The organism is Maribacter sp. MS6 (assembly GCF_056839185.1).
Genome location: NZ_CM166389.1, coordinates 1,991,475 through 2,010,970, shown reverse-complemented (window position 1 = coordinate 2,010,970; position 19,496 = coordinate 1,991,475). Strand labels below are relative to the sequence as shown.

Here is a 19,496-nt window from a genome sequence, read left to right as displayed (position 1 = left end):
AACAGAATGGATCCCATTTTTATAAAAATCATACAATTCTTTTTAAGTCTTTCCCTACTTATCGTGCTGCACGAGCTTGGTCACTTTATACCGGCAAAGCTATTTAAAACAAGGGTTGAGAAATTCTACCTTTTTTTTGATGTAAAATTTGCACTCTTTAAGAAAAAGATTGGTGGTACCGAGTACGGTATCGGCTGGCTTCCCTTGGGCGGTTATGTGAAAATATCCGGAATGATAGATGAAAGCATGGATACCGAAGCCATGAAAGAGGAACCAAAAGAGTGGGAGTTTCGTAGCAAGCCTACCTGGCAACGGTTGATTATAATGTTGGGCGGGGTAACCGTGAACTTTATTCTCGCAGTCGTTATATATATTGGCATGGCATGGTCCTACGGCGACCAGTATATGACCGCAGATAGTTTAAAGGATGGTTTTTGGGTGACGGAGAAAACCATTGGAGATAAACTGGGCGTACAGACCGGGGATTTAATTTTAGCGGTAGACGGTGAAAAGATAAAAAAATTCGGGGAAATTCTTCCCGAACTGGTAACGGGCAATACCATGACCGTTCTCCGGGATGGTCGCACGTTTGAACAAGAGATACCGGTAGATTTTATTGCAACGCTAATCGAGGATGAGGATAAAATGCGGTTTATTTCTTACAGGTTTCCCTTTGTGATCGGAGAGGTGTCGCCCGACTCTGAAAACAAGGATGCTGGACTACTGCCCGAAGATGAGGTCGTAGCCATTGGTGGCACGAGCATTTCCTATTTCGATGAAGCTAAGTCGATTCTTGAAAATTACAAATCGCAAAAAGTAGATTTAACCATTGTGCGCGATGGGGATACCCGTATGCAGATCCCAGTAATGATAAGCGACACGGCAACCATCGGAGTTCGTCCTGGCGTGTTAAGTTTTGAGGCTATGCAGGAAAAGGGACTCCTTAAGATTGAAAAGGTAAACTATTCTTTTCTAGAGTCGATTCCCGCAGGTATAGACAAGGGGGTTTCTACGCTTTCCAATTATGTAGGGCAGATGAAGAAGATATTCAATCCTTCTACAGGCGCATACAAAGGGGTAGGTGGTTTTGCAGCTATTGGTGGGTTGTTCCCGGATACGTGGAACTGGCCCGGCTTTTGGAGTGCTACAGCGTTTATTTCCATTATTCTGGCTTTCATGAATATCCTCCCCATACCGGCGTTAGACGGGGGACATGTTACTTTTTTACTGTACGAAATGATTACGGGAAGAAAGCCTAGCGATAAATTTTTGGAGAACGCACAAATGATAGGATTCTTCTTATTGATTGCCTTGTTATTGTTCGCTAATGGCAATGACCTTTATAAAATGATATTTAAATAGAAAATGACTTTTAATTGTTTGGCGTATTTGAAAAAACGATTATATTTGCAGCCGCTTTGAGTGATTAAAGCGGGTTATTTTCCTCCTTAGCTCAGTTGGTTAGAGCATCTGACTGTTAATCAGAGGGTCCTTGGTTCGAGCCCAAGAGGGGGAGCATCAAAAGCCGATCGTTAGATCGGCTTTTTTGTTTTTGGTAGGTTCCTGTGAACTACCCTTTGGTAGAAGACAGTTTATCGGTATCGGTATTTCGCAAAAGATTAAAATTTGACGCTGAACTGATTTTGTCTAAATGGTTGGTGCGCTTTAGTGCGCATAATGAATTTAAGGGTTAGCAAACGGTGTCATCCATAATTTTAAAACTTTAGTAAACTCACATACTTCTTTTTCATTGAGTAAATGCTCAACCTTAAAAGTTGCTTAAATGGAAGCACAACCTAAGATAAAAAACAGGGTGTCTTTTAGATGTCAAAAGATCTCAAGATACCACTGGCCTGGGTTAACATCACTTTTCGTAGCGTTCACAACAATTTAATGGCGACCTCTTTTTGATATACTACCTTTAGCGTGGAATGAAGCAACTATTGAAAACTAACATATCCCTACAGATGCTGACTGTTATAGTTTTACTATTGAACAGCCTCATTAGTTATGCTCAAAATTCAGCTCCAATTGCCACCGATGATACGTATAGGGTAGGTTACAATGTGACAAGAACCATCACTGCCACAAATGGCATTTTGGCCAATGATTCCGATGTTGATGGTAACGCAAGTTTACAAGTTCGTACGACCCCAATAACCGACGTGAGTTCAGGCAACTTGATTTTAAATACCGATGGAAGCTTTACCTATACCCCAAACACCAATTTTATTGGCACGGATTCGTTTACCTATCAAGTTTGTGATAACGGTCTGCCAAGCGAGTTAATTTCACAATTCGATTTTGATACCCCTACGCTTACCGATGCAACGGTTGGGCCAAATGCTACGGGAATAAACCCCAATGCGGTACCCATAGAATGCGGGTTACATATACCTAGCGGGTCCACAGGTGGAAATGTAGGTCTCGATTTCATTATACCCAATTCAGGGGGCATTTTTAATTTTACCAGTTTTGAAATTGCATTTGAGTACCGAGATCAAGAAAGTCAGGCGAGCTTAATAGAAGGTGGTAATTTTAGACTTTATCATGAAAGGCCTAATGATTTGGGCGTGTCTATAACTGTTATTCGTGGTGATACCGGCGCACAGCAAACCTACACACAAAATCTTGGTCCTTTTTTAGCGGGCAATAACTCCTATTCGGTAATTTATAATGAAGTTACTGGGGAAGTGGTCTATGATGCCAATGGCACGGTAACCACCTTTCCAATGGCCCCTCCTTTCTCTCCTTTGAATGCAGGGCTGGCCACTGATATAACTGTAGGTCGTCAATTGGATAATGGGGGCCGTAATTTTGCCTCTTTCTGTAGTATTCTTATGTATGATCGCAGTGTCCTTTGCGATACCGCTATGGTAAACTTAGATATTAGCGCCACTATTATCACCAATAGGCGTATTACCTATCGGGTTAAACCCAATTAATATAGTGCTTGTACATTTTTTATGTAGCTTTAAACTAATTCTTAATCAGTTTTTAGCCCCATGAGAGTATGTTTCCTATGCTTTATTCTTTTTTCAATGGTAAGTCAAAGTAATGCCCAGAACCAAAAACGAGTCCGTGATTACGGTATCGAGATCGGTGTTTTAAAACAAGGAAACTTCAATACAATAACCGATGTGCCCGGAGTACGCGTAGGGCATACAACGCTTATTGATGGAGACGATATAAGAACCGGAGTCACTGCTATTTTGCCCCATGCGGACAACATTTTTCAACAAAAAGTACCTGCAGCCATTTATATTGGCAATGGCTTTGGAAAACTTGCGGGCTACTCCCAAGTAAAAGAACTTGGGAATCTAGAGACACCTATTGTTTTGACCAATACCTTAAATGTTGCCACGGCAATTGATGCAGTGGTTGGCTATACACTGGACCAACCTGAGAATAAAAACGTTCGTTCTATAAATGCGGTGGTTGGCGAAACCAATGATGGGTATTTGAACAATATTCGAGGGCGTCATGTGACTAAAAAAGCAGTTTTAGATGCGATTGCTAATAGTAGTGGTGGACGCGTTCAAGAAGGAAATGTGGGTGCTGGTACAGGCACCGTTTGTTTTGGTTATAAAGGCGGAATAGGCACCGCCTCTAGAGTATTGCCAACAAAAGCGGGCGGGTATACCCTAGGTGTCTTGGTACAGACTAATTTTGGTGGTGTCCTTGAGGTAAACGGCGTGGCCGTTGGTAAAAAACTAAACCGCTATTCCGATAGTTTTAAATACGAAGCCGATGGTTCTTGTATGATGGTGGTGATGACCGATGCTCCACTTGAAAGCCGCAATTTAGAACGCCTTGCCAAACGGGCAATGCTGGGCTTGGCAAAAACAGGGGGCATTGCAAGCAACGGCAGTGGCGATTATGTAATCGCCGTATCTACCGCTGAAAGTTGCCGTATTCCGTATCGTTCCGAAGAACAACTACAAACAGGTACGACCTTACGAAACGAGGCTATGACCCCACTCTTTTTAGCCGTTATTGAAGCCACGGAAGAGGCTATTCTCAATTCCTTGTTTGCAGCCGAAACCATGGTTGGCCGCGATGGTCATACGATTGAAGCACTGCCTAAAGCACAGGTAGTACAATTGCTGAAAGATGCAGGAAAGCTGAAAAATTAAAAACGGTTAGCATATTCCAAGGTCACGTTAAGTATTTAAATAACGTAAGAGTGGAAATGAAAAAGCCTGTCCTTTGAAAGATGTAAGGGTGTTTAGAAACCCCGACTATTCAAAAGCCATATCAGAAATAATGCAGCTTTTTTTTGGTTACGGTACCGACAAACTTTTTTTTAAATGGTATTCTGCCAATCTAGTTTAGATAACTTTTGCTATCGCTATTTTTTAAGATTTCGTCATAGCATATTTTACAGTATATTTATAGGATAAGAGCACAGCAGGAATGATAGAGAATCTTAAATCGATGTTCAGTCAAATGAACGACCCTACCAGAAATATCGCCATGGAGCATATACAAACAGAATTTAGATTGGATGCCACTACTCCTATTTATCGGGATTGGTTCATTAGGGGAGAGATACCTGAGCAATATCAGGAAAGAACCGTATCCATGTTCCAGAATCTTCTTAGGCAACAAGAATTGCGGACAAGGGAGATCTTTGTTCATCTTTAGTGTAGCGATCTTCTAAACATCAAAAAACCTTATTTTTTACTTCGTATTTCAACTTATATAGGGCTTATATCCTGTATTTTCCTGTTTTAAGGGTATTTAGCTATGCTTCAACCTCAGTATTCCGTTCCTCATTACATTTAAATCTATTGTGTTAGACTTATTAGAATAAAGCCTCGTGGGTTTTTAGAAGAAACCATTGGCAATAGTGCTGAATAGTTTTTAAGAAAGGATAGTACCCCTTAGTGCAGTTAAGTTAGTACAAGGAAACTTTGTTTTTCGATTACATATTATCGCTTTTTAACAATTCGTCTACAATTAAGTACCGTTCATCCTAGCGGGGTAGGGTTTGGCATAGTGTTGGGACTTTATAGTTGGTAAGTGGTTGACGCGTAAGTAAGTAGCGGCAACCTAGTTTTAATTTAAAATCCTAGTTTATGAAAACAGTTCTACTATTAAAGGAAATTTATACGGAAGGTTTCAAAGACCTTGGCCACTACATAGCAAAGCGATATTTCAAATTTTTCGCATGGTTCAGTTTTATCATGTTTGTCATCGTGCTCTATGCATTCATTTACAGAATTTCAACCGGGTTTGCGTTTGATTAGACTCTTTGGCGAATCTGTAGCGTATAACAGCATGTGTACTTTTCTTATACGCTGTCCCGATTCCTATCGGGAACGGTGGGGAAGCATCAAAAGCCGGTCGTAAGACTGGCTTTTTTGTTTTTGCTAGGTAGGTATGACACACTGGGTCTATGTCTTTACATTGTGAAAAACGGAACCGATGTTACGGGGGAGCATCTGCCCCTATAGTTGAGCGACTGTTATACTACTGGAATTCTGCAGTTTGTAAATTCACTTCAAATGTCAAGGACTGGAAACAGCTACCCGCCTGCACTACTAATAGTAGGGATAGGAATACCTATTCGGAATCTTTATTTTGTATTCCGATTGCAGAAACGTAACCAGGTCAATGAGTTCCTGTACCGTCATTACATAGTTGTAATTCTTCATTTTGGAAGCGCCTGCATCGGTGGTTGTGGTCGTATTATTTTGGGAGTAGGGCTGTGCTATTTTGTGTGACGGGTGAATCACGGAGGTCACCAGCTCCCCGTAGGTTTTTTTGCTGGGAAGTTCCCCTCCCAATTGTATGTTCAGGTTATCGGGTCCTCCCTTCCATTCAATTCCGGAAATGCTATGGCATTCGTTACAGGATAAGTTGGTAAAGGCGGCCTTTCCGCGTTCTATATCGCCTTCGGGCAAGGCAAATCCACGTGCTTCTTCGTTGCAACTACTTAACAGGATGCCTGCACATAGAAGAAGAAATAGCTGTAGATAGGTAGATAAGTTCCAGACGCTGTTAGTTTTAGTGTTCATCATGTGTTGTTTTAGGTTCGTATGTAATGTTTGTCCCAAATATAAGGTGCTGGAAAAACACCGAAAATGACCTAGGTCAGCAGGTGAAGTGGTTTGCACATGGGAATAGTGGATTTTATCTTATCTTGGAGCTCAAAACCGAAATCATGCTAAAGTTAACAACACTAGTCTTCGTATTTCTACCGCTGGTACTTTGTGCCCAAACATCCGAGTACACGGTAAACTCCTACTTGGAGGAAGGAAACAAAGCCCCGAATACCCATTATATAGGAGAGGCTTGGCTGCATAGCGTACTACGAACGGATAGTGACGAAAATTATAACATTACCAAAGCCACATTTAAGGCAAACTCTACCTTGGATTGGCACAAACACACGGCGCAGCAGGTACTCCTAATCATAGAAGGGGAAGGCTATTACCAGGAACGGGGAAAAGAACCCGTACGCATAAAAGAAGGCGATGTGGTCACCTGTGCCCAGGATACGGAGCATTGGCATGCCTCCAGTAAAGAAAGTGACGTGACCTACTTGGCCATCTATAACGGCACCACCGTCTGGACCGAAGTGCTTTCCCAAGAAGCCTATGATGCAGTGGGGGAGCAGTTAGCGAAGAACTAAAGTATTTGGGTTCAAAAAGAGGGTTACAGTGGATATCGGTTTCACATACGGGAAGCAAAGAAGTCCAGTGAGACATTCGCCCTACGCTGTTTCCTTGCTAATTTTTTGGGCGAACAACCGTGCATTTGTGCTGTATCGCACATTTCTTATTTAACGATGGTAATCAAATCTGAGTTTTCAATACGTGCTCCGTTTAAACTGGTGGAGGTCGACACCGTCTGTGTGCCACAACAGCGTTCACTTTTACGTTCGGTAAGTTCAAAAGCTAAGGTATCTACCATATCTTCCGATAGTACCAACTCATATTCCTCCATACCCCGTTGTAAAAAAAACTGCAGCGTATTGGTATTTTCATCAATAAAAACGGCCTGTTCTTCGCCATCTGCACTTCTCAGCACTACATTTTCCGGATTATAAACGGCCGTACTCCCAAATAAAAGATTGGTGCCCGAGGCATCGACTACAAGAATTGTTTTAGCCGCCAGATCTAAACAATCGTTACAACCCTCATCGCAGGCCGTAAAAAGACCCAGGGCCAGGACCCCGAATACCATCGTTTTCTTTAGGCGCATCACATACTTTCCAATAGTTTTCATAGGTAAACGTATTTTTTTAAGAATTACACAGCGCTATTTCTTACCGTAGGATAGGCATGGGGAAGACTGCTTTACCGACCCTGTAAAGGTACCGTCGGGAACCTAAGGCCATCCTATATATGGTAGGAGATAAAACACTATAACCTCTTTTTTGTTCCTAGGCCCATTATTTTTCTAAATGGACCGAGCTGTACTTTGGTTAAAACAAAAGCCAAGTACACCTCATCGGCTCTTCTTGGGGGCAACGTGCTACACGTATAGTACAACCGTACGTTCCTGCGAAATCACCAAATGCTGATTTCTAAGAAGGTTACAGCAGGTGTACTATGTAAATAGATGTTGAAATGATACAAAGGTTGCGTTACCGTAGGGCTAAGGGGTTGTATCGCTTAAGTTTAGCGATGCCATATCCTGTTCATAGATAGTTAAAAACGGCAAGTCGGATCACCCATTTCAAAACGAAGGTCGTTTCCGCTATACATGTTGGTCTATGAGGATGGCATTCCCATCCGGGTCCAGTATCGTAATACTTGCAGGCCCGGTAGTCGTTGGGTCCGCTTCGCGTTCAAGGGCTATCTTGTTGTCTTTAAGTCGTTTTTGGATATCTCTTACATCGTCAAAATCTTCCAGTTTTTGTGCATTTACGTCCCATCCTGGATTAAAGGTGAGGATGTTGTTTTCGAACATCCCTTGAAATAAGCCGATCAGGGAATCCTCATTTTTCATGATGAGATAGTTTTTCTCCATATCCCCTGCAAAAACCGTAAAACCGAGCTGCTCGTAAAATTGTTTGGAAGCTTTAATGTCTTTAACACTAAGGCTTATTGAAAAGGCGCCTAATTTCATAGTTCTATATATTTAGTTAAACAATGATCGTGTTGCTGTTCCGCGCATCGCAGATAAGCCAAAACCCTACAGTATGCCCTAGGTGCACATAGCTTTTATCCCTGCACCGGTGTAATCTGCTACTTGTATAGTGTTACAAAAAGACCGGAATACGATAGGGTGCTCTCTAAGATACTCATATCTAAGGATTTAAAAAAATAGTATGCCTTTGCTTCACTGTGGCACTTTCCTTCGTTTTTAGCAGTATTGCATGTTACTCAACAGCAGCCAATTGCGACGTAATCCATGCATCAATTTTTTCTTCCAACAATACTAAGGGCAAGCTACCGGAATTTAGGACTTGATTATGAAACTCGGTAACACTAAATGCATCCCCTAGTCTAGTCTCTGCCCTAGTCCGTAATTCCCTAATTTTTAGTTGACCAATTTTATAGGATAAGGCCTGTCCCGGAGTCGCCATATAGCGTTCAATTTCAGCGATTACCGACGCTTCGGATTCCGCCTCGTTATCCAGGGAATATTGAATCGCTTCCTCTCGTGTCCACCCTTTGCTGTGTATTCCGGTATCTACCACCAATCGTATGGCACGGTGCATTTCCATACTTAGCATGCCAAAGTATTGAATAGGGTCTTCGTAAAGCCCTAGTTCCTTACCTAAGGATTCCGCATATAAGGCCCATCCTTCAACAAAAACCCCCATGCTTTCCGGATGCAAGAATTCTGGTAATGCGGTGTTTTCTTGTTGTAATGCTAATTGATAATGGTGTCCGGGAATGGCTTCATGTAGAAATAGCGCTTCATCGGCATATTTGTTATACGTTTTTACATCAGGAATGGGTACATAAAATATACCTGGCCGCGACGCATCTTTGGTTCCGGGCGTATACTCTGCACTTGCCGACGATTCTCGAAACGCTTCGGTTCTTTTGACAACAAAATCGGCCTTGGGTTTCAAATCAAACACTTGATTTAAGGTCGGCATAATTCTTTCCTTGATGCTATTAAAATTACCGAGTACCTGTTGTGGGTCAGTAAAAGGCATTTGTTCCGGGTCGTTGCGCACAAATTCAAAAAATGCCTTGATATCTCCGGTAAACCCTATTTTATTTTTCGCTTCCTCCATTTCAACTAAAATACGGGCGACTTCACTTTTCCCTAATTCGTGGATCTCATCGGCAGTCATGTTTGTCGTCGTATGTAACTTAATAAGGTACCTATAGGTTTCTGGTCCATGTGGCAAGACCCCAATACCTGCCGTTGCTCTACATGCGGGAAGGTATTCATTCACCAAAAACTGCTGCAGCTCGGTATATTTCGGTTTTAACTTCGTAGTGATCATGGTACGATAGGCCGTAGCAATTCGCTGGCGCTCTGCTGCGTTTATTTTTTCAGGAAGCGCTAAAATAGGTTTGAAGAATAAATGCTCCTCCACTGGGTTGGAGATAAATTCATCTAATTGTGGTATCATTTTTTGGGTGAGCACGGTGGGCAGGACAATGTTTTTGGACATGCCTTCTTTTATCATGGCCATAGCCGTATCCAGAAAGGCAAGGTAGTCCTCCACGCGTTGCAACCAATTGTCATAATCTGCTGCGGTAGCAAAAGGCTGCACGCTCCCACCTGCCGCTAGTTGGGCCACGTATAAATGCAAGGACTGAATTTGAAAAAGCGGCATCAATTCAAAACTGGGTAAGTTATAAATGGGGGACGCCATGGTTACTAGGGCATTATTTAGGCCCTCTAGCTTTACTTCACAATCCCATTGCATCACCTTCATGCTCATAAGGTCTGCTTCAGATAGTGTGATGGTGTCAATTTCCTGTAACAGATCTAAAAAGTGGGAGTAGTTCGTCTTCAAGTCTTGTTGATAGGCATCGGAGATATAATTCGCTATCTGATCATCGTATGCACGATTCCCTCCTTTTGTGGCTTCAATGGGATTGATGCGATTCTTGAAGCTTTGATACTGGCTAAAAATGGTATCAATCGGGATTCCTTCTGTTGTTTGCGGGGCGGATGTTTCCTCCTTGCAGCTGAAAGTAAGTAGTAGCAGTAGGATGACTAGTAGCGGTCGGTTCATTTTTTTATGATTAGATTATTTGTAGTGGATTTAGCACGTTTATTACTTTCAACTTCTTCAATGTTTTGTTAGTCTAGGAAAGTACAACGGTTCGTGTATGGTACCGTAGCATCCTTAAAGGACGTTGTATTTTTTAGCAGTTCCTTTTGATTTCGCTACTGGGTATTTTTCGCCGTTCTTTTTTATTTTTTCGAATATGATGTCTTTAATATCAAAATCATATTTCTCAGCTAAGAGAAAAGAATAAGCTAGTACATCAGCTAATTCTTCTTTTACTTTTTCTTTATCGGCTTCTTCATGAGATTTCCATAAGAAGTTCTCTAACAGTTCACCTGCTTCAATATTAAGTGCTACTGCGAGATCTTTAGGGTTATGAAATTGTTCCCAATCTCTTTCGTTTCTGAATTTAATCAAGGCTTCAGTTATTTCTTTTATGTCACTCATGTTTTAGTTTTTCATAATGAAACACAACGCTCAGATATGGCACGTGCCTCTGGGTTTTCAAATATCGGGAATGTTTCTTTTGTTGCGTTTCACTATCAGATAATTTAGGTAAGGCATGAGGTATATCGTTTGGTGTGCGGCGTTCTAAAAATCTGAACGGTGTTCCTCAACACCTTGTAACAAGACACCTGCAAATAGCTACTTAGAAGGTTCAGCTAGGTGTCGATCAAAGTATTCGATTATCTTGCCAAAAAGGTAGCTATCGTAATGCTGCTCACGGCTCCATCCATGTGTCGCACCTGGTGCAAAGGCAAAGTCGAAGTCCTTGCCCTGTTTAATCAGTTCTTCAGCTAACACGGCCGTCGTCTTGAATGGTACCACATGGTCCTGCATGCCGTGGATGAAAAGGAGTTTATCCTCTAGATTCGATGCATAGTTGAGCGCTTTTCTTTCGAAGATTTCTGGGTGTGTCTGTGGGCTACGAACAATCGCAACGTCGTCCGTGCCAAAGAACATTGGGTCAACAGCTGCCGCTGCAGCAACACCCACCTGGAACAAGCCCGGCTTCATCAACAGCGCATAAACTGAGAGTGTGCCACCGTAACTGCTGCCCCAGATGCCGATGCGATCGGGATCGACATAATCCAGTGACTCCATGTAGGCAACGGCACTTGCATAATCTTCAATATCCTCGCCGGCAAAGCCAAACAGGAACTCTTCACGGAATGCCCGGCCATAACCGTTGCTACCACGTGAATCCACCTGCACGATAATATATCCCTTCTTGGCCAACAGCTGCTGTACTAGGCTGTAGTTACCGGCCCAGCGGTTCCTTGCTGTATTCGAATACACGGGACCAAACAGCACTGGATACTTCTTGCCGGGCTGCATGTTGGTAGGTTTCAGAATCCTGGCATGCAGCGTGTAGTCATCTACAAGACTGGGGAAACTAACGTATTCCGCAGCCTCCCAGGTTTGCTCCGTGAAGGCGGGCATCGGCGAGTGGGTTACTCGCGTAGCGACACCACCCTCGCTGCTTACCACGTAAAGCTCGGGCGGTGATGTGTCGTTGCTGTGCATGAATACCAAGGTCCGGCCATCCGGTGAGGGGTAGCCAACGTTCCGGCCAGAAAGACGCGTCACCTGCTCAGGGTCGCCACCGGACAAATTCAGGCGATATACGTGTTGTTCGTAAGGATTAACGCCGTTGCCTGCATAAAACAGTGTATTACCAGCAACAGTCGGGGAGGACAGCACATCGTAGGACGGATCTGTCAGGAGCTGTGGATTATTTCTAGACGGTGAGGCATCAATCGTATAAAGGCCGTAACGGTCACCCATATCGCTTAAGAAAACTACCTTCTTACCATCCGGATGCCAGGTAGATCCAAACGATGTGTACATGCGGCTCTCACGAACACCTCGCCAAATCTCGCGCAGTTGGCTTTCTCCGGGTGCCACGACAAACAACTTACGTTCAACCGCCGTGTCCGATGCGGTATCAACCAGCAGCGCACCGCCAGGTGACCAGTTGAAGTCGATGATCTGGTTGGCGTGTGGGTCTGGCAAATCGAGGTACATAATGTTACCGTTTTCTACATCGAGTAGGCCAACCCTGCGAATCTCGTTTGGATCGCCCGGGTAACTTCGGCGTACCTCGTTGGGATTAGTTTCGGCAGCGAGGTAATCCGGGAACGGTACCTTTCGCATCTCTCGTCGGTCTACGACGTGAAACGCGATTGTCTTTCCATCCGGGGACCACTTGTACTCTGGCCCACTCCAGATGCCTGGACCGATTTCACGTTCCGGTCGGCTGTAGCGCCCCTTCTGTAAGCTCGAGAGACTGGCGATGCCGATCTCGGTGAGTTGGCGATTCTGTTTGGAAGGGAAGTCAGCAAGCCACAGGTCACCGTTTTGTATATACGCCGCTTGGTTGCCGCTTGGCGATAAAGCCAGGTTATGTGCACCTGCCTTGACGGGCATAAACTGGATGTCGTCTCCTTGACTTAGGGAGGTCTGCCATAGGTTGTTACCTCGGAGGCTGATGATTGTGTTCGCGTCGGTCCAGACAATATCGCGAACTGACGCGGATGCCGTATTGGAACTGAGGCGTATTTCCTTCCCATCGCTTGTGGATACCCAGAGGCCACGCCCAGGATTTCCTGGTTCACTCCAGGAAAAGGCGAAGTGTTCGCTGTTCGGTGCCCACTCGGGTCGGGAGGGGGTTGTTCCCGTCAATTTTGGCGTTGCGAACAGGTCATTAAGCGTGAGCTCACCTTCCTGAGCTGTGACTGTGACGGGCATCGCCATCAGTAAGCCTGCCACCACCCATATTTGCGAAAAATAGTTCTTTTGCATCCTTTTGCTTTAGTAACTGTCAAGTAAAATAATCTTATACTGCTCAAATAGCGCTCTCGCCATTAGCGAGTACGGTTTTTGAAGGTCTTCCAGGTCGGACTTTTTAGTTTTCTTATCATCTCTTCCATGGCGTATAACAACTGTATATAGATCATTAATGATCTATGTATCTTTTATGTGCGGAACTAAGATAAGAGATTTTCTGTATGCTTTAGGAAGCCTTAGGCTAAATGGTCATACAATTAATACTTATCACAAAAACAGAGTATCTTGATCGCTTATGCATCTAAGCTGGTCATCACAGGCTTAACTTGCTTGTAAAAGCTTCAATACGCTTTGCATCATGGCGTGCTGTTAAGGGGACCTAATATGCGGTACCTAAATTTTTCAGGGATTTACCTTCGAGTTGTTTACAAATTGCTTTTTCTTCTGTTACACCGAATGGTAACTGCCAAAGGAATAGGTGCCTAAGGGGATATCCCCGCTAACACATATGAAAATTAAGTCTTACCTTGAGGAAAATCTTTTTGTGAGCACAATGCTATGAAACCAACCTTTTCAACGATTCTTTTCCTGTTGCTTATTGGTACTTTTGTAGGTAGTTCCCAAGGCTATAACGTGCATTCCCATAATGATTATGAGCAAAATGTACCTTTTTGGAAAGCGGTATCGGCCGGTGTGGCTTCGCTGGAGGCCGATGTATTTTTGCAGCATGGAAACCTACTCGTAGCCCATGAGCCAGAAAGCACTACCGATGCTAGGACCTTGAAAAGACTGTACCTGGAACCCTTAAAAGAAGCGCTTGATCTAGGACTGCTAAATAATGCCCCCCTACAAGTTTTGATTGATATTAAGTCCGAGGCAGTACCCACCTTAGATGCACTGATTGCAGCATTACGAGAATATCCAAGCATTATACAAAGTACCAACCTACGCCTTGTAATTTCCGGTAACCGGCCTGAACCTTCGCAGTATGTGACCTATCCGGATTTCATCTCTTTTGATTATCAAAGTTTAGCACCCCTTGAAGATGCTAGTATCCTTAAGAAAGTAGGTTTGATCAGTTTGTCCTTTAGGCGTTTTACAGATTGGAACGGTAAAGGGAGACTGACAACGGAGGATATGGGACCTATCGCTGCTGCGGTTAAAAAAGCGCATTCCTTTGGTAAACCATTTCGGTTTTGGGCCACCCCGGACTCCAAGACCGCTTGGAAGGCGATGGTAGACCTAGGGGTGGACTATGTAAATACAGACCATCCTTATGCCTGTGTTACCTACGTACATTCCTTACCGAAGCGGGTCTATGAAAACACCAAGAAACGCCCTGTGTATGTTCCCTTGTTTGAAAGAGATGGTGCGGAGGAACACCCAAAAAACATCATTCTTATGATAGGGGACGGAAACGGTCTGGCCCAAATTTCCGCTACGGCCTTAGCCAACCGAGGGTCCCTTAGCCTGACACAATTGAAGCATATAGGCTTGGTAAAGACACAATCCGGGGATGATTTTACAACAGACTCCGCTGGGGCGGCCACTGCCATGGCCACAGGTGTCAAAGCTCATAATAGGGCCATTGGTGTAAACGCGGACGGAGTACCTGTAACGAATCTCGTAGAACAGCTATCCGGTGCCGGTTTTAGGACCGGAATAATTACCACAGATGAAATTGACGGGGCCACCCCAAGCTCGTTTTATGCCCATCAAAAAGATAGGGCCATGACCAAGGCCATTCTAACGGATTTGAAAAATAGTAGCCTGGACATATTTGTTGCGGCCAAAGGCGCCGACACGTTAACCCAAAATACATTCTCCGGTTTTAACATGGTAGCCGATCTGGAAAGCATTAAAACCACGAGCACTACAAAAACGGGTGCATTTTTCCCAACGGATACGCGTCCGGCCCCATTGGACAAAGCTTTGAAAAACGTACTTTTTAATTTTGGACAGAAAAAGGCCCCTTTTTTCCTCCTAGTGGAGGGCGCAAAAATAGATTCTTATGGCCATGACAACAACATTGGCGGCCTGCTTGAGGAAGCACTCGCTTTTGACAAGGCTGTTGGCGAAGCCATACAATTTGCGGACAAAAACAAGAACACCTTGGTGATCATAACAGCAGATCACGAAACAGGCGGACTCACCCTACCGCAAGGGAATGTAGCGAGCGGCATTATTGAAGCGGATTTCACTACAGATGACCATACCGGTATTTTTGTCCCTCTTTTTGCCTATGGGCCACAATCACATACGTTTCAAGGCACATTTGAAAATACAGCGGTGTTCGATAAAATAGTAAAAGCCTTGAATACGACCCCTACAGCGAAGTGATTTTTCCCGTAAAGGGGAAACGCGACTACAAGGTCAGTAAGAATTCGATTCCTAGATAATTAAAGGGTTAAATTTTAGTCGCTAGTCTAGTACACTTCTTGTTTAAAGATAGTAATTAGAGAAATCATATGGATTTAGGCGGTACCAAGCTTATACCTCTTTGGTAAGCGACATGAACCCTTATGTTGAAGGTTCAATGGGGTAGTGCAAACGCTAGTTTAGGATTTTCGATAAAAAGTAAATCGATCTGTTCTTTGGTAAATCCACGTTCGTAAAGCTTTTGCAACAATACCTCCGAAATGGTCCGGTAGGGGCTATCGTTACCATTTTCAAAGGGCGCTAAGGAATGTTCCCCGTTATCGTTCACAACGGCCCAACCATCATCATGGGATAGTAACAGTTTGAATAGTAGCCCATGTTCCCGAAGGGTTACAATCATGGCAACATAGTCGTCGATCCTAGTTTTACTCACCCCATCCAAGCTGATCCATAGTCCTTTTTTGGCCATACGTATACGTTCCTCCTCTTCCCCATTTTGCGCATGGACCCAAATAAGCCTATTAAAATCAAAATTGTGCTCCTCGACCAAACGGGCTTGGGATGCCATACTGGCGCCATCTCCAGTATGGACCGCAACAGCCATTCCTGTTTTTTTACTTAACAACAGCCCGGCCCTGAAAATCTTTTGCTCTATGGCATCCAATGTTCCCGTGCCTACCCCCAACTTAATGAAGCCTGGCCTAATTCCTGTATCTGCGATCCCTTCTTGCCATTCTTTATACCATAGGGCTGCCAAGGAGTTTACGGTTTCGTCCTGGACAATTTCCGGGAGATATTTTTTATCCACCGCCGCATAGTATCCCGTATTCGTGACAATATGGAGGCCGGACAGTTCTGAAAGCTTTTGTAGAAGCCTTACATCTTTGCCTATATAGCTTGGCGTACACTCAAAAAGGGTGCTATAGCCCAAGGATTTAAGATGGTTTAGATACGGCAAGATTGTTTTTATGGCCAGTTCCTGGTCTTTAAAAGATTGGTTGGGGCTAAGGGTGCCATCAAAATTGGTAACCATATGCTCATGTACCAAGGTTTTCCCCATTTCGCCAACGGCGAGCTTTCCTCTTACCGTCATGATATATCGATCCTCCTGTCCTTGAACACAAAGACAAGACAACAACAAAATCGTACAGAGACCAATGCTATATTTCATACCTATTTTTAATTTTCCGAGGTTGTCGGTTTAGTTGAAACATCGTACTGCAAACAGCTACTCTCCTACGTAGCTACACCAGCGTTGCTTTTGAGGGCGGTTGGTACGGGAAATTACGTTCTTTATACTACAGTAAGTTAAGGATATATTTTAAAAGGCAACCAATGCTGACCTTTAGTACCCTGGCACTTTGCTGCCTAGGTAGTGTATCGTTAGTGGGCTCGGTATAGCCGGCTTTGCAAACCCGTTTGGTGCCTTGTCAAAATTCTAATCCTGAATCAAAAGTCATTGTTCTTCCATAAATAATAAGACCAATCAAAGGCACTAGAATAATCCCTATCGTGGTTATTGTTGATTTGCGCTTACTATGTAAAAAGACATCCGTAGCCCCATCATCGGTGATGACTATGGGAACGAGTTCCCGTTTTTCTTTTTTGAGACCATAAAATTGATTTTCTTCCAACACAATCTGTTCAAAATAGAAAGTTTGTTCTGCGCTGGTTTTCAGCTTAACGCGTTGTTCTGATTGTTCCGCCTGTAAAAGACCGACGGGATTCTTTTGATAGACTACACAGCTCTGAACTAGTGTAATTGCCATGAAGAAAAGGGCAATGGTGTGAATTGAAGTTTTCCCTGTATTCATAATACCATGATTTTTGATTCCTATACCTGGTCATGGGGGAATATGTAACGGTTCTATGTGATGTACATCCGTATAGTTTCTTTAAGATAAGAAATTTACAACACTGAATAGCCCAAAATTCGAATATGTAAAGCTTTGACGCCTCGCCACGGTGTTGGAAATCTGCCGCTTTTCTGTGTTCCGGGATTCAACACTTTAACTGTTCAATACGTCCAACACCCGTTCTGGGGTAAAGGGCAGGTGCCGTAGGCGTTTGCCCGTTAGCCGTAAAAAGGCATTGGCAATGGCTCCCGCCACCATGGGAGTCGCGGTTTCGCCCACCCCTTCCGGATGCTCCGCTGAGGCGAGGAGCACCGTTTCAATACTATCGGGCACCTCTTGCATACGCAGGAGTTGGTAGTCGTCATAATTGCGTTGTTGCACTTGGCCGTCCACCACTGTAATCTGTTCTTTGAGCACCGAACTGATGCCCATGATTACACCGCCTTCCATTTGGGCTTTTACATTATCCGGTTGTACGATGACCCCGGCATCCAAGGCAATCCAAAAACGGTGCACTTTAATTTGGCCTGTCGTATGGTCTACCGAGATTTCGCACACCCCTGTACCCAAGGAACCGTGCTCCACAAAGGCAACCCCCTTGGCGCGGCCTTCGGGCATTGGGGCGTCCCATTCCGAGATTTCGGCCACTTTATTCAGTGTTGCCAAGGCCCTAGGGGCGTTGACCATTAGTTTTCTGCGCAGGGCAACGGGGTCAACCCCTTGATCTTGGGCCACCTCGTCCAACATGGCCTCAATGGCAAATTTGTTGGGACCGTGACCTACCGAACGCCAGTGTTTTAAGCGTATGCCGTGGGAGGCCTCGCGCCATTCTACCCATTGGTTGGGTATGGCGTAATGGTCGTTACGTGCGCCACTCGCCACTAAATTGCCACCATCGCCCACCACACAATGGGAGAAACCGGTGAGGGTACCCTGGGCATCGACACTTACTTTTAGCCGTTGCAGGGTCAAGGGTCTAAAGCAGCCATAGGTAACATCATCTTCGCGCGTCCATACCAATTTCACCGGTTGTGGGGCCATGGCCTGTGCCAAGCTCCCGCATTCCAGTACAAAATCGTTCATGCTCCGCCGTCCAAAGCCACCGCCCAAATACTGCAGGTGCACGTTCACCGCCTCATGGGGAATGCCCAAGAGACCGGGAATGCCCAATTTGGTATCCGGGCCTTGCTGGCTTCCCACCCAGACTTCGGCAGTCTGCCCATCTTGGGCCACCTGTACGATGGCATTGAGGGGTTCCATTTGGGCATGGTACACGTAATCGTTCTTAAAATCGGCCTCGTAGGTTTTGGCGGCCGTACGCCATGCACGGTCCACATCGCCCAATTCGTTGACGGTCTTTCCCTTTTGGGGAGCACTGGCCCTATTGGCATAGCTAGGGTAGATGTCCTGCGAATTGAAGCCCTTGGCCTCGGCATTGCCCCACTGGATGGCAAGGGCCTTTTTGGCCTTTAAGGCGGCCTCCAGCGTGTTGGCCACTATGCCAATGGCATAGTCAAAGGGCACCACTTTAAGTACCCCTTCCATGGCTAGGATGTCCTCTTCATTGGTCAAGGTGGGGGCTGCCCCGTGTAGGGCGCCCCGTTCCAAAACACCATAGACCATATCCGGCAAACGAAGGTCCACCGCAAAGAGGGCCTTGCCGTTGACTTTTTCAGGGATTTCCGTTCGGGGAATCTGGCTCCCGATCAATCGAAAATCCTTGGGGTCCTTTAGGCCCGTTTCACTAAAATCGGGCAGGGTTTCCGGCATGGCCAAATAGTCCGCCAAGGCGCCATAGCCTATTTTTTGGCCGCTCTTTTCGTGGATGACGGTACTTGGACCCGTGGTCAATTCAGCAAGCGGTACCTGCCAATGGGCCGCTGCAGTGTGCAATAGCACATACCGGGCCTGTGCCCCTGCTTTTCGCATGACGGCGTAGTAGCTATTGGTAGTGCGGCTGCCCACGGTGAACATGAGCTTGGTGCCGGGTTGCCAGCCTGGGGAGCCATAGATGTCCGCCTCCTGGGGCGAAAATTCAACGTTTACCTTAGACCAGTCCGCATCCATCTCCTCTGCAAAGACCAAGGGTAGGGAGGTCATAGATCCCTGGCCCATTTCGGCCGCGGGATTGTAGAGGGTGATTTGTCCGTCTTCTGTTATGCGTACCCAGGCGGTGACGTCGTGTTTTGTGAGTTGGCGCTGAACCCCCTCGGTGTCCGTACAGGAAAGTATACTGGGCAAAAGGCCGGAAGCCGTAATAAAAAGGGCTACGCCTCCTGAGGATTTTAAGAACTGCCTGCGGCCCATGGGGG

Annotated in this window: 16 protein-coding genes and 1 tRNA gene; 8 read left to right on the top strand and 9 right to left on the bottom strand. The window is 44.9% G+C overall.

All coding sequences use genetic code 11. The features are described from left to right. Window positions 1–6: 6 nt before the first annotated feature. The 6 genes from rseP (at window position 7) to MS6x_RS08840 (ending at window position 5,252) form a co-directional block, all read left to right on the top strand. Window positions 7–1,362 (top strand): RIP metalloprotease RseP, encoded by a 1,356-nt coding sequence (gene rseP / locus MS6x_RS08865; protein WP_482606918.1) that lies wholly within the window; start codon window positions 7–9, stop codon window positions 1,360–1,362. 80 nt (window positions 1,363–1,442) lie between these two features. Beyond that, a tRNA-Asn gene (locus MS6x_RS08860) sits at window positions 1,443–1,516 on the top strand. Window positions 1,517–1,931: 415 nt separating this feature from the next. After that, window positions 1,932–2,945, top strand: coding sequence for an Ig-like domain-containing protein (locus tag MS6x_RS08855; RefSeq protein WP_482606917.1), 1,014 nt, complete (start codon window positions 1,932–1,934; stop codon window positions 2,943–2,945). A 96-nt stretch (window positions 2,946–3,041) separates the two neighbouring features. Then, the gene (locus MS6x_RS08850) at window positions 3,042–4,136 is read left to right on the top strand and encodes a DmpA family aminopeptidase (RefSeq protein ID WP_482606916.1); all 1,095 of its coding nucleotides are present in this window, start codon (window positions 3,042–3,044) and stop codon (window positions 4,134–4,136) included. 280 nt (window positions 4,137–4,416) lie between these two features. Beyond that, complete coding sequence (locus MS6x_RS08845; RefSeq protein WP_482606915.1) at window positions 4,417–4,647, top strand: hypothetical protein; 231 nt, start codon at window positions 4,417–4,419, stop codon at window positions 4,645–4,647. 434 nt (window positions 4,648–5,081) lie between these two features. Continuing rightward, entirely contained in the window at window positions 5,082–5,252 is a 171-nt protein-coding gene (locus MS6x_RS08840; RefSeq protein WP_482606914.1) for a DUF6747 family protein, read from the top strand. Window positions 5,253–5,546: 294 nt separating this feature from the next. On the opposite strand, the gene MS6x_RS08835 is transcribed toward MS6x_RS08840, so the two are convergent. Beyond that, window positions 5,547–6,026 carry a c-type cytochrome gene (locus tag MS6x_RS08835; protein ID WP_482606913.1) on the bottom strand — a complete coding sequence of 160 codons (480 nt, stop codon included), beginning with the start codon at window positions 6,024–6,026 and terminating at the stop codon, window positions 5,547–5,549. Window positions 6,027–6,169: 143 nt separating this feature from the next. On the opposite strand from MS6x_RS08835, the gene MS6x_RS08830 reads away from it, so the two are divergent. Then, the gene (locus MS6x_RS08830; RefSeq protein ID WP_482606912.1) at window positions 6,170–6,640 is read left to right on the top strand and encodes a cupin domain-containing protein; all 471 of its coding nucleotides are present in this window, start codon (window positions 6,170–6,172) and stop codon (window positions 6,638–6,640) included. 146 nt (window positions 6,641–6,786) lie between these two features. On the opposite strand, the gene MS6x_RS08825 is transcribed toward MS6x_RS08830, so the two are convergent. The 5 genes from MS6x_RS08825 to MS6x_RS08805 all read right to left on the bottom strand — a co-directional run bounded on the left by MS6x_RS08825 (window position 6,787) and on the right by MS6x_RS08805 (window position 12,964). Beyond that, window positions 6,787–7,236 (bottom strand): hypothetical protein, encoded by a 450-nt coding sequence (locus MS6x_RS08825; RefSeq protein ID WP_482606911.1) that lies wholly within the window; start codon window positions 7,234–7,236, stop codon window positions 6,787–6,789. 474 nt (window positions 7,237–7,710) lie between these two features. Next, a complete protein-coding gene (locus MS6x_RS08820) occupies window positions 7,711–8,082 on the bottom strand; it encodes a VOC family protein (protein ID WP_482606910.1) in 372 nt (123 codons plus the stop codon). Between the two features lie 253 nt (window positions 8,083–8,335). Next, the gene (locus tag MS6x_RS08815) at window positions 8,336–10,162 is read right to left on the bottom strand and encodes a DUF885 domain-containing protein (protein WP_482606909.1); all 1,827 of its coding nucleotides are present in this window, start codon (window positions 10,160–10,162) and stop codon (window positions 8,336–8,338) included. A 114-nt stretch (window positions 10,163–10,276) separates the two neighbouring features. Continuing rightward, the gene (locus tag MS6x_RS08810) at window positions 10,277–10,606 is read right to left on the bottom strand and encodes a nucleotide pyrophosphohydrolase (protein WP_482606908.1); all 330 of its coding nucleotides are present in this window, start codon (window positions 10,604–10,606) and stop codon (window positions 10,277–10,279) included. Between the two features lie 198 nt (window positions 10,607–10,804). Continuing rightward, complete coding sequence (locus tag MS6x_RS08805; protein ID WP_482606907.1) at window positions 10,805–12,964, bottom strand: S9 family peptidase; 2,160 nt, start codon at window positions 12,962–12,964, stop codon at window positions 10,805–10,807. 543 nt (window positions 12,965–13,507) lie between these two features. On the opposite strand from MS6x_RS08805, the gene MS6x_RS08800 reads away from it, so the two are divergent. Beyond that, window positions 13,508–15,289: an alkaline phosphatase gene (locus MS6x_RS08800; RefSeq protein ID WP_482606906.1), complete on the top strand. Its 1,782-nt coding sequence runs from the start codon at window positions 13,508–13,510 to the stop codon at window positions 15,287–15,289. Window positions 15,290–15,482: 193 nt separating this feature from the next. On the opposite strand, the gene MS6x_RS08795 is transcribed toward MS6x_RS08800, so the two are convergent. From MS6x_RS08795 to MS6x_RS08785, 3 genes are all read right to left on the bottom strand, one after another. Beyond that, the gene (locus MS6x_RS08795) at window positions 15,483–16,499 is read right to left on the bottom strand and encodes a phosphotriesterase family protein (RefSeq protein WP_482606905.1); all 1,017 of its coding nucleotides are present in this window, start codon (window positions 16,497–16,499) and stop codon (window positions 15,483–15,485) included. 259 nt (window positions 16,500–16,758) lie between these two features. Further along, window positions 16,759–17,142 (bottom strand): hypothetical protein, encoded by a 384-nt coding sequence (locus tag MS6x_RS08790; RefSeq protein ID WP_482606904.1) that lies wholly within the window; start codon window positions 17,140–17,142, stop codon window positions 16,759–16,761. Between the two features lie 195 nt (window positions 17,143–17,337). Further along, entirely contained in the window at window positions 17,338–19,491 is a 2,154-nt protein-coding gene (locus tag MS6x_RS08785) for a xanthine dehydrogenase family protein molybdopterin-binding subunit (protein ID WP_482607155.1), read from the bottom strand. Between the last annotated feature and the right edge of the window lie 5 nt (window positions 19,492–19,496).

Excerpts from the sequence above, each read along its gene's own strand:
- rseP (WP_482606918.1), top strand. The coding sequence starts at position 7 with ATGGATCCCATTTTTATAAAAATCATACAATTCTTTTTAAGTCTTTCC.
- MS6x_RS08855 (WP_482606917.1), top strand. The coding sequence starts at position 1,932 with ATGAAGCAACTATTGAAAACTAACATATCCCTACAGATGCTGACTGTT.
- MS6x_RS08850 (WP_482606916.1), top strand. The coding sequence starts at position 3,042 with ATGGTAAGTCAAAGTAATGCCCAGAACCAAAAACGAGTCCGTGATTAC.
- MS6x_RS08845 (WP_482606915.1), top strand. The coding sequence starts at position 4,417 with ATGATAGAGAATCTTAAATCGATGTTCAGTCAAATGAACGACCCTACC.
- MS6x_RS08840 (WP_482606914.1), top strand. The coding sequence starts at position 5,082 with ATGAAAACAGTTCTACTATTAAAGGAAATTTATACGGAAGGTTTCAAA.
- MS6x_RS08835 (WP_482606913.1), bottom strand. The coding sequence starts at position 6,026 with ATGATGAACACTAAAACTAACAGCGTCTGGAACTTATCTACCTATCTA.
- MS6x_RS08830 (WP_482606912.1), top strand. The coding sequence starts at position 6,170 with ATGCTAAAGTTAACAACACTAGTCTTCGTATTTCTACCGCTGGTACTT.
- MS6x_RS08825 (WP_482606911.1), bottom strand. The coding sequence starts at position 7,236 with ATGAAAACTATTGGAAAGTATGTGATGCGCCTAAAGAAAACGATGGTA.
- MS6x_RS08820 (WP_482606910.1), bottom strand. The coding sequence starts at position 8,082 with ATGAAATTAGGCGCCTTTTCAATAAGCCTTAGTGTTAAAGACATTAAA.
- MS6x_RS08815 (WP_482606909.1), bottom strand. The coding sequence starts at position 10,162 with ATGAACCGACCGCTACTAGTCATCCTACTGCTACTACTTACTTTCAGC.
- MS6x_RS08810 (WP_482606908.1), bottom strand. The coding sequence starts at position 10,606 with ATGAGTGACATAAAAGAAATAACTGAAGCCTTGATTAAATTCAGAAAC.
- MS6x_RS08805 (WP_482606907.1), bottom strand. The coding sequence starts at position 12,964 with ATGCAAAAGAACTATTTTTCGCAAATATGGGTGGTGGCAGGCTTACTG.
- MS6x_RS08800 (WP_482606906.1), top strand. The coding sequence starts at position 13,508 with ATGAAACCAACCTTTTCAACGATTCTTTTCCTGTTGCTTATTGGTACT.
- MS6x_RS08795 (WP_482606905.1), bottom strand. The coding sequence starts at position 16,499 with ATGAAATATAGCATTGGTCTCTGTACGATTTTGTTGTTGTCTTGTCTT.
- MS6x_RS08790 (WP_482606904.1), bottom strand. The coding sequence starts at position 17,142 with ATGAATACAGGGAAAACTTCAATTCACACCATTGCCCTTTTCTTCATG.
- MS6x_RS08785 (WP_482607155.1), bottom strand. The coding sequence starts at position 19,491 with ATGGGCCGCAGGCAGTTCTTAAAATCCTCAGGAGGCGTAGCCCTTTTT.